The 9,003-nt window shown below is 66.8% G+C and carries 8 protein-coding genes; 1 reads left to right on the top strand and 7 read right to left on the bottom strand.

What is annotated here, in order from left to right:
• Positions 1-118 precede the first annotated feature (118 nt).
• From VIM19_13420 to VIM19_13400, 5 genes are all read right to left on the bottom strand, one after another.
• A complete protein-coding gene (locus VIM19_13420) occupies positions 119-1,060 on the bottom strand; it encodes an NAD(P)-dependent alcohol dehydrogenase (GenBank protein ID HEY5185873.1) in 942 nt (313 codons plus the stop codon).
• A gap of 714 nt (positions 1,061-1,774) precedes the next feature.
• Complete coding sequence (locus VIM19_13415; protein ID HEY5185872.1) at positions 1,775-2,011, bottom strand: CsbD family protein; 237 nt, start codon at positions 2,009-2,011, stop codon at positions 1,775-1,777.
• 219 nt (positions 2,012-2,230) lie between these two features.
• Positions 2,231-2,452, bottom strand: coding sequence for a hypothetical protein (locus VIM19_13410; GenBank protein ID HEY5185871.1), 222 nt, complete (start codon positions 2,450-2,452; stop codon positions 2,231-2,233).
• A 672-nt stretch (positions 2,453-3,124) separates the two neighbouring features.
• Complete coding sequence (locus tag VIM19_13405) at positions 3,125-3,508, bottom strand: VOC family protein (protein HEY5185870.1); 384 nt, start codon at positions 3,506-3,508, stop codon at positions 3,125-3,127.
• A 17-nt stretch (positions 3,509-3,525) separates the two neighbouring features.
• On the bottom strand, positions 3,526-3,810 hold the full coding sequence (locus VIM19_13400; protein ID HEY5185869.1) for a hypothetical protein: 285 nt from the start codon (positions 3,808-3,810) through the stop codon (positions 3,526-3,528).
• On the opposite strand from VIM19_13400, the gene VIM19_13395 reads away from it, so the two are divergent.
• The gene (locus tag VIM19_13395) at positions 3,790-4,356 is read left to right on the top strand and encodes a MarR family transcriptional regulator (protein HEY5185868.1); all 567 of its coding nucleotides are present in this window, start codon (positions 3,790-3,792) and stop codon (positions 4,354-4,356) included. The genes VIM19_13400 and VIM19_13395 overlap by 21 nt on opposite strands.
• Before the next feature lie 658 nt (positions 4,357-5,014).
• On the opposite strand, the gene mgtA is transcribed toward VIM19_13395, so the two are convergent.
• Together mgtA and VIM19_13385 are read right to left on the bottom strand one after the other, a co-directional pair.
• Positions 5,015-7,630, bottom strand: coding sequence for a magnesium-translocating P-type ATPase (mgtA, locus tag VIM19_13390; protein HEY5185867.1), 2,616 nt, complete (start codon positions 7,628-7,630; stop codon positions 5,015-5,017).
• Between the two features lie 524 nt (positions 7,631-8,154).
• On the bottom strand, positions 8,155-8,670 hold the full coding sequence (locus tag VIM19_13385; protein HEY5185866.1) for a hypothetical protein: 516 nt from the start codon (positions 8,668-8,670) through the stop codon (positions 8,155-8,157).
• Positions 8,671-9,003: the final 333 nt, after the last annotated feature.

Below are 9,003 nucleotides of genomic sequence, written 5' to 3'. Positions count from 1 at the left end.
GCTGGCCCAAGCCCGCGCCGCCGCCTTGCCGGACCGAGAACCGCGTTCGAGTGATTCGTGCTGCTTCGTGGATGTCATGATCCGCACCTCCACTCAACTACATCGTCCCAGCGGAGCGCTACGACACCGCGACGACTACGTTGCCGCGCTTGTGTCCCTTCTCGACGTACGTGTGGGCCTCGACGATCTCCTCCAGCGGATAGCGCCTGTCGATGACCGTCCGGACCTTCCCGGTCTCGATGAGTTCTTTGAGGAAGGCAAGGTCCTCAGGACTCCCACCTCCAGAACCTGAGTCCCTGGTGACGTTGAGATAGACGCCTGTATTCCTCAAGGGCCTCTTGGCCCGTGAGGACGAGAGCTTGTCGACGGCATCGAAGACAACGTCATAGGTCTCGTCGCCCTCCGTGAAGTCCTGCTGCGTGTAGTCGATCACCCTGTCGGCCCCGAGAGATCTCACCATCTCCAGATTGGCGGTACTACAGACCCCGGTGACGTCCGCCCCAAATGACTTGGCGAGTTGCACCGCATAGGTGCCTACGCTTCCAGAGGCACCGTAGATCAGAACCTTCTGCCCGCTTTCGATGTTCGCCTTTCTGAGGACACCCAATGCAGTGACTCCTGCGGTTGCGGCGCCGGCAGCGGCTTCCTCAAAGGTCATGTTGGCCGGCTTCGTCGCAAGCATCCCTTCCTTCGCGGCCGACTTCCTGGGCTTCTCTGGCAGGCATACGTACTCGGCGTAGGCACCGAGGCCCCAACCGGTGAATGCGAAGACGTCGTCGCCCCGCTTGAAGAGGGTCACATCCTTGCCGACCGACTCGACCTCTCCGGCCAGCTCCATCCCGAGAATCGGGTTCTTCGGGCGAGTGAAGCCAAGGACTAGTCGCGCCATGAACCGTCGCCCCCGAGGAACATCGAAGCTTCGAATCCTCACGTCCCCACGGTGCACCGTCGTCGCATGCACCTTGATCAGCACCTCGTGATCCTTTGGAACAGGTTTCTCGACTTGTTGGAGTTCAAGAACATCGGGAGGACCGTATCCCGTGCACACGACTGCCTTCACGAGCTTCCTCCCGACCCACCGGCCCAGGCCACCGACGCGAGAGCAGACGCGTTGAACCCCTTGGCTATGAGCCAGATCGCCAGGACCACCTCCTGCAATCTCAGCGGGGCCTGCACCATGATGTGCACGCTCTCCAAAGGTTTGATGAGGTCAAGCATGACCAAGCGGTTCTTCGGCCACGTCAGGGGCAAATGCCCACAGCCTGATTGATCAGGGGACCGTCTGGGGTGCCGGGCTTGTCTCCCACGGGGCTCTGCCACGCGCGGGGCCGCAGCCTGAGTCGGTGAGCAGAAGGTCCTGCAGGACTCGGATGTCGCCGGTGGCGACTTGGGGCTTGTGGTGATTGTCCCTGGGTGGCCGGCGCCGGTCACCCATGGCACCGTCCGGCTCGTCGGTCCGGCCCGCGCAGGCGACCCGGTTTGACCCTCACCCTGGAGCCACCGACCCGCAGCGCGCGTGGCGGCAAGCAGGCCCAAGTCACCGCCTTCGCACGATGAACAGCACCAACGCAATGATGGCGAGAACCAGCACGATCGTGATCAGCAGACCTTGGGACATCGGAGCACCTCCTCACCCCACTCCCCTCGCGGTTGGACGGCGGAGGCGCCGTCGGCCCGTTCCCGATCACCCGGAAAGCCCGTGATCATGTATCCGAAACGGCGAACGATGCCCAGCCGACAGATCCCCGGCGGCCCGGGGCTCCATGCGGCAGACCTACTTCCGGTGCAGCGCGTCCTTGGCCTTGTCGACTGTCTCTTCGACCTTGTCCTTGGTCTTGTCGACTGTCTCTTCGACCTTGTCCTTGGCGTCGTCGATCTTCTCCTCGGCCTCCCCAGTGCGCCGATCCGTCTTGCCTTCGGATTCGAGGTCCTTGTCGCCCGTGAGGATTCCCGCGGCCTCCTTGGCGTGGCCCTTCACCTGATCAGACTTCGCACCCATCGTGCGCACCACCCTTCCTCGTCGCGCACCACCCAATCTCGTGCACGCATCGCGGGCCGTGCCAGAGGCCATAGGCCCCAAGCCCCCTCATACCCACCCCGACGAACCCACCGGACCCGGGCCGGCTCAGCCAAGGGATTGACCCCGTTTCGTGGTCTGGCCGGGCGCGCAATGGCGCCTCCGCCGGTTGTACACGGTCTCCATCCAGGAGCTGACCGCGCTTGACCTTGGTCAGTTCTGGTTGGGGAGCATGTCGCTGACCGCCTGGGTCGCCACCTTGGCACCGACGGCTGCCCTCGTGACCGGGTCGAGCTCGACGAGCTGGGTCTCCATCCCTGCAACGGCGTCGTTCACGGTCTGGTTCTTCTCGCGGGCCTTCAACGCCGCCCAAGCCCCGCCCACGGCTGCTGCCGCAAGCGCCGTGACTGCCAGTACTGCCTTGGATCTGCCCATCACATCACCTCGGGTCGTGATCACGCCCTGACCCCCAACGGTACGTCCGGGGCGACCCGCGATGATCCGGATGGAGTGACCGGCGTCATCGGCTCTGACTCGTTCGGTATCGACGGCGCCCGGCCGAACCGCTCAGTGCGACCGAGCCCTGCACGTCACAGGCCGCCCGAGGGCGGCGAGCGCGAGGCACTCGGCCGCCGGCAGGACCCACTCGCCCACGGCAGGGCCACCAGCAGTGGCCTCGGCCGGCGATCGCGTGGCCGGTTCGTCCGAGGAGCACGACGACGCCCAGGATGATCACGAAGTCTCCCTCGGGTTTCGGGTGTTGTGCTTCGCGCGGCTGCGCCCCGGGTCGGCGTCACTGATGGTCAGGTTGACGCCCAGGAGGACGCATCCCCGCGCCTTGCCGATCACAGTCTGGGCGACCACCAGGTCGCACCGAAAAGCCGGATCGACCCGCTCATGATCGGCACGTCGGTGCGGCTAGGGCACGGGGATGGAGCAATCGGCCGTGAGGCGCCGACGGCGGTGAGGTTGAACGGCTTGTCGTGAACTCCGTTTTACCAGCGCTGACGACCGCCGGCACTTCGCGTGCAGCCTGCACGGCACGCGACCGTCGGTCTCGCGCACGGTCGGTGTGCCGGCCCGGTGCGGATATGACTGCGACGGGCTCTACTCGGGTTGGAACACGGCGATCGTGTTGCCGTCGGGGTCCTTGAACCAGGCGGACCGGCCGATGCCGGGTGAGGTGACGACGTGGTCGATCGTCTTGAACGTTGCCGTGTCGTACTCGTCGAACTCGATGCCGTGCGCAGCCAGTGCCGCAACGTCGTTGTCGATGTCGGTGGACCAGAAACGAACCTGGGTGTGGTCGGCCTTGTTGCCGCTGCCGCGTCCGTAGACCACCAGCGTCGTGCCATCGCCGCCCTCGAAGAGCAGGTGATTCTTGATGGTCTGCGGTGAGAGGGTGAGTCCGACCTTGGTCTCGTAGAAGTGCTGACTGCGCTCCAGGTCAGTCGAGACGAGGACCGCCGAGATCCGGTTGTTGGCGAGCATGTCAGTTCCCTTCGCCGCTAGGGCAGAACGGTGGAGACGTCGACCTCGGTCTCCTGCGGAGGGGTCGGGAAACCACCCGGGATCCCGGCTTGCATGCGGGGCAGGAGGATCTCGTCGCGGAAGCGCTCCCAGCCCTGCTTGGAGTCGTGGACAGCCACGATGGTCCAGCCACCGGGGGATGCGCCGGCCGCGTGGAAGATCTGGCCCGCGGGGAGCCCGTTCGGCGGGTGAACGGCTGCGATGGATGCTTCGTAGTTCTCCTGTGTGCCACCAGGGAAGTGGTGGATGATCCCGAACGCCATGGTGAGCTCCTCAGCCTGTTCGATTGGTATTTTCGTACGAAAGGAAATATACTCGGCCGCATGGCCGAGTCAAGACCTCAGCACGAGTTCCTCGACCCCGAGGAGTGGGAGTCGTGGGGGGCGTTGATGCTGCTGCACCGCTCGGTACTGCGGGAGCTGGACGCCGAGCTCAGCCGGGGTCCCGGTATGGCGGTGTCGGAGTTCGACGTGCTGATCACACTGTTCAACGCGCCCGACCGGCGGCTGCGCATGTCTCAGCTCGCGGATCGGGTGCTCCTCAGCCCGGCAGGCACGACGCATCTCGTGACCCGTCTGGAGCGCGACCGCCTGGTTCGCCGCGAGGTCGACCCTGCCGACGGACGCAAGTGGTTCGCGGTGCTCACCGACGTCGGCGACCACGCGTTGGCAGCCGCAAGGCCTATCCACAACGACGTACTGCGACGGACTCTCCTCGCTGCCACGTCGCCGACCGACCGCCGAACGCTACGCCGGCTGTGGCATCGCCTGTCCGAACGGAAGGCGAACCCACTCAGCTCCCGCGAATGAGTCCCTCACCGACACACTCGGGCCCTGGGCCGCGCTGGAGCCCGAGCGACCGTGCAAGCGTGCGTAGACGCGTGGAACCACACGTCAGCATTCGGCGCAGAATCGCCGTTCGCGAGTGGCTCTCTGACGCCAGCGCGCTCGCTGCGCTCTCGGTCACCCTGACCGACGACGCGTGGCGGGTGCGGGAGATGGGCGCCAAGTTGGTGTCCCGACACCTCGTGGCCGACCTGCCCCCCAGGTGTCCCAGCGGACCTCGCGACCCGGTGCCGCGAGTATCCGCCGCCGCGTCACGGGCGGTCATACGCATCACCCAAAGCGATCTGTGAGGCCACGCCGCACCAGCCCGAACTGGACTGCAGGCAGGTCGGTCCCTTCTCCCTGTGCGGGCCAACCAAGCAAGGCCTGCTCCTACCCGAGGATCGAGGGCGCGCAGGGTTACCGGGACCCTGTCCGATCCGCCCGCGAATGCCGGAACACCCCGCCCTGCAACGGCAGGGCACTTCCAGGGCGTTCTGTCGGCCGCATGTCCGTGGCGACTACGCCCCTCGATCTCGAGTCTGGCGGTCGGTGTGGCTCCTGCCTGTGGATCGGTGGTGACCTCAGGGTGCGACCCGTCCGAAGGGGTTTCGAGGGTCGGCCGGTGGACACGTGTATCGGGTCAGTGTTCGGTCGGCTGCGGCTCGGGCAGGGGGCTGGCGCTGCTGAAGCGGGCGGCGCGGCGCCGCAGGTGGTGCCGCGGGCTGTAGGGGTGGCTCGGGGGTGGCACGGCAGGTTCGGCGCCGTAGAAGAGTCGTTTGCCGGCCTCGACCAGGACCATGTAGCAGATGACCAGGCCGACGAGTGCCGCGAAGAACCCGGCGGGTAGGGGCTGGAAGCCGAGGGTGGGCCCGAGCGGCGAGGCGGGGAGGATCGCCCCGACGGTCACGACGCTCAAGGCGGCGAGGGTCAGCGGCAGGCTGGGGTGGCTGCGGAAGAACGGAACGCGTCGGGTGCGGATCGCGAAGATGATCAGCGTCTGGGTGGCCAGGGACTCCACGAACCAGCCGGAGCGGAACTGCGCCGGCCCGGAGTGGAAGACCCAGAGCATGATCGCGAAGGTGGCGAAGTCGAACACCGAGCTGAGCGGCCCGAAGAAGATCATGAAATGTCGGATAAACGTCAGGTCCCAGTGTGACGGGCGGCGCAGCTGTTCCTCGTCGACGTTGTCGGTGGGGATGGCCAGCTGGCTGGTGTCGTACAGCAGGTTGTTGAGCAGGATCTGCGACGGCAGCATCGGCAGGAAGGACAAGAACAGTGAAGCCCCGGCGGCGGAGAACATGTTTCCGAAGTTGCTGGAGGTGCCCATCAGGACGTACTTGATGGTGTTCGCGAAGATCCTTCGGCCTTCGGCGACACCGTCGGCGAGGACGTCCAGGTCCTTGTCCAGCAGGATCACGTCGGCGGCGTCCTTGGCGACGTCGGTGCCCGAGTCAACCGAGATCCCGACGTCCGCGGCGTGCAGGGCGAGCGCGTCGTTGACCCCGTCGCCGAGGAATGCGACCCCACCACCGCTGAGCCGTTGGACACGCACGATCCGGGCCTTGTGCTGGGGGCTGACCCGGGCGAACACCGTGGTGGTGGGGATCGCTGTGGCCAGCTGGGTGTCGTCGAGGCGGTCCACGTCGGTCCCCGTCAGTGCCCCGGCGACGTTCAGACCCAGGTCGCGGCACACCTTGACCGCGACGGCGGGGTTGTCGCCGGTGACGACCTTCACGGTGATGCCGAGGCTGTCCAGCCGGCGCAACGCCTCGGCCGCGTCCAGCTTCGGTGGGTCGCGGAACACCAGCAGCCCGGCCAGGTGCAGGTCACGCTCGTCGGCGACCACCGGCGGACGTGGACCCTCAGCCGGGCCAACGGCCACCGCAACGACACGGTTGCCCGCGGCGAACTCGGCGTCCAGCGCCTGTCGAGCCCCGGCCGGGACGTCGACACAGCGCCCCAGGACGGTCTCGGGTGCCCCCTTGGTGACCAGGATCAGCCCGCCACCGGGGTCGCGGACGACGACGGAGACCATCCGGCGTTCGTGGTCGAAGGGCAGCACCCCAAGCGGGGCGTAGTCGTCGAGACCGGCGCGCTCGTTCGCGGCGGCTGGGGAGTCCCACAGAGCCTGGTCGAGGGGGTTCCCGCCGCCGGCGGCCCCATTCTCGGCGGTGCTCTCGGTGCACAACAACCCCCAGCGCAACACGCGATCGGGCGTGAGCTCGCCGGCCGGGACGGCCCGCATGAAGTCGATCCGGCCCTGGGTCAGCGTCCCGGTCTTGTCGGTGAACAAAACGTCCACGTCGCCGAGGTCCTCGATGCAGACCAGACGCTTCACCAAAACCTTGCGGCGGCTCATCCGCCGCGACCCGGCGGCCAGACTGGTAGACACCACCGCAGGCAGCAGCTGCGGGGTGATCCCCACCGCGATCGCGAGGGAGAACAGCAACGCGTCGATGACCGGCTTGTGCAGGGCCACGTTGATCACGAAGATCGACGTGGTGAGCGCGCCCGCGACATACACCAGCAGCATCGAGAACCTGCGCAGCCCGACCTGGAACTCGGTGTCCAGCGGGTGGGTGCTCAGCCCGGCGGCGATGCTGCCGAACCCGGTGCGTGCGCCGATGGCCACCACGACGCCACGGGCGCTGCCCGCATGAACGACGGTGCCCATCAGCGCGCACCCGGACAGGTCGGCCAGTGCCGTCCCGGCCGGGACCGCAAGCGTGGTCTTCTCCACCGGCAGCGACTCTCCGGTCAAGACGGACTCGTCGCACTCCAGGCCGGCGACATCTAACAGGCGGAGGTCGGCCGGAACGATGTCACCCAGCCGCAGCTCCACCAGGTCACCGGGGACCAGCGCCGTCACGTCCACCGTGGCGGACTGGCCGTCGCGGATCACCACCGTCTGGTCCCGGATCTGGGAGTGCAGCGCCTCAGCCGCCCTCTCCGCCCGGTACTCGTTGACGAAACCGAGCCCGACCGACGCGCCAACGATCACTCCGATGATCTTGGCATCGGTGCCCTCGCCGACGAAGGCAGACACCGCCGCGGCCGCGATCAGCAGCCCCAGGAGCGGGGAACGCAACTGATGCCACAGCACCGACAGCGCCCGAGCCCGGTGGGAGGCCACCGCGTTGGGACCCCACTGCGCCTGCCGGCGAGTCACCTGTTCGATCGACAAACCGGTCGGACCCACGTCGAGCTGACGCAAGACCTCGGCCGTGGAAAGGACGCCGGCCGTCGTGACTGCAATCTGGTCGGTGAGTCGCGGGAGCCCATCTGCGGGACTCACGCCGGCCGGCTACCCGCGCACCCGGCTCGTGCGCTCACGGCCCTGCCTTCCGATCCGGCCATCTCACCCGCCATAACTCCCGTTCACGTCGCTCGGGACAAGAACACCGTAGAGCGAAGACCCGCCCGGATCCGGTGACCGTCGACGAAAGCATGGTGGATGGGATGCGGCCCCGATCCGTAGGACCAAGAGACCCGGCCAACCAAGACCCCTTCGGAATCTCCGCCCCAACACCAACGGACGAGCCGACCCCCAACGGCCCTGAGTATGGAACCAAGGACAGAAGGCATTTCAGCTGCCTGAACGAGCAGCTGAAATGCGCCCTGCACTTCGGGGCCGAGGACGCAACCGGCCCGTCTTGTCCCGTCCGAGTCACCGAGGAGTCCGGGACCGTTGGATGTCCCGGATGCCTCAAGGTCGGGCCAGGCCAACCGCTTTCGTGGACCGAGCGGATCGTCTCGTCGCCGACCAGATCGACGGTTCAGTCAGTAGCTGAGCCTCCCCGTGAAGGTCAACTGCACGACGAATGGCGGCGCTGGGCCCAGGAACACCGTGTGGTCCTGCCACAGAGAGCCGGTTGCGTGCGCGAAGCGCCCAGTCCCGCCCGTGATGGTCAACCAGCCAGTGACTCTGACGGTCCCGTCAACAAACGCTAGGTCGTTGGTGTAGCTGCCGTAGATCTCGTCACCGTTAGCCGCTGTGAGCGTCATGAGTCCCTGCGTCGACTGGGTTGGGGTCGGGCAGTGGCTGGCCGACATCGTGAAGCGGCCGAGATGCGTTGCCTGGCCGGTGCCGGTGATGACCTCCGTCACCGGGCCGAGATATGAGACGCAGCCTCGCGGGTTGTTGGGGTCGAAGGTCACTTGACCCGAACCCGTGGCGCGGAACGGACGATCGGTGCCGCCAGCCGCTCCCAGGGCGGACGTCGCACCTGTCATGAGGAGAAGCAATGCCGCGGTGGTTACGGCGAAGAGTCGTCTGAACATGTCAGCCTCCCGCATGGGGGGTAGGAACCATCCCGCTGCCCCCCTCGATCAACAGGTCGTAGACACTTTCGGTCTCGCGCTACCCCTGAGGGCCGGGTCAGAGACGAAGGTCCAAGACAGCGCGAGCCGGGGTGCTAGTCACACCCGCATGCGATGTCCGGTGATGTCAGGCGTGCGCCCAGAAATGCGGGATGACCCGCGCATGATCGGCGCCTCGGTGGCGTTGTCGGACGGGGCCCCGGGAGTTGGTTATTGCCAGCGGAAGAAGCGGGCGGACAGGGCGGTGGCGATGATGAGGATGGCGCTGAGCACGGCGACGTCGAGACGAAGGCTGGCCCAGGGCGCGTC

Source organism: Actinomycetes bacterium (genome assembly GCA_036510875.1).
Taxonomy (GTDB): domain Bacteria; phylum Actinomycetota; class Actinomycetes; order Prado026; family Prado026; genus DATCDE01.
The sequence above is the reverse complement of the archived record's forward strand: the minus strand, read 5'-3'. Positions and strand labels throughout refer to the sequence as shown.

Coding starts and splice junctions, on each gene's coding strand:
- VIM19_13405 (HEY5185870.1), bottom strand. CDS start 3,508: ATGCTCGCCAACAACCGGATCTCGGCGGTCCTCGTCTCGACTGACCTG.
- VIM19_13400 (HEY5185869.1), bottom strand. CDS start 3,810: ATGGCGTTCGGGATCATCCACCACTTCCCTGGTGGCACACAGGAGAAC.
- VIM19_13410 (HEY5185871.1), bottom strand. CDS start 2,452: ATGGGCAGATCCAAGGCAGTACTGGCAGTCACGGCGCTTGCGGCAGCA.
- VIM19_13385 (HEY5185866.1), bottom strand. CDS start 8,670: ATGCGGGAGGCTGACATGTTCAGACGACTCTTCGCCGTAACCACCGCG.